Raw genomic sequence first — 601 nt, 5'->3', positions numbered from 1 at the left:
CTGCCTGTCGTGGCTGCCGATCGCCTTCACACCGCATTCGATCGCGGCGCTGGTGCTCGGCATCGTGCTGCTCGACATCGGCGGCCAGGCCGTGCACGTCGTCAACCAGAGCCTGATCTTCCGTACGCATCCCGAGGCGCATGCGCGCCTGGTCGGCTGCTACATGCTGTTCTACGCGGCGGGCAGTGGCCTCGGTTCGATCGCGTCGACGGCAACCTATGCACAGGCGGGATGGACCGGCGTCTGTGCGCTCGGTGCGTGCGTCAGCCTGCTGGCCCTGGCGTTCTGGTTCTTCAGCTCGGGCCCCACCCGTCGCCACGCGCCGAGATAAGCATATGAAGTCTTGCCGGTTGTGATTCGCAACCCGATCGGGGACCATGCATCGAAAGCCCCGCGTCCCCATCCACTCATCATCGTTCTCGTCATGAAGCTTCGCGATACGCTGCTCGCCATCCTCGTCACGACCATCTGGGGGCTCAACTTCTCGGTCATCAAGCTCGGGCTACAATCGACCGATCCGTTCGTGCTCGCCGGCATCCGCTTCACGCTCAGCGCGCTGCCGGCGGTGCTGTTCATCCGTCGCCCGGCGGTGCCGCTGTCT

At 65.1% G+C, this 601-nt stretch carries 2 protein-coding genes; both read left to right on the top strand.

Going from position 1 to position 601, the window contains the following annotated elements; all coding sequences use genetic code 11:
• Positions 1 to 331, top strand: a 331-nt coding sequence (locus HWX25_RS32790) for an MFS transporter (RefSeq protein WP_175912741.1), incomplete at its 5' end; no start/stop codon positions are given.
• Between the two features lie 93 nt (positions 332 to 424).
• The coding region (locus HWX25_RS32785) for an EamA family transporter (protein WP_175912739.1) at positions 425 to 601 on the top strand (177 nt) is incomplete at its 3' end.

Origin of the sequence: Burkholderia sp. BCC1640, assembly GCF_902833125.1 — a bacterium.
In the GTDB taxonomy this organism is placed as follows: domain Bacteria; phylum Pseudomonadota; class Gammaproteobacteria; order Burkholderiales; family Burkholderiaceae; genus Burkholderia; species Burkholderia diffusa.
Note: the sequence above shows the minus strand (reverse complement) of the source record. Positions and strands in the feature narration are given on the sequence as shown.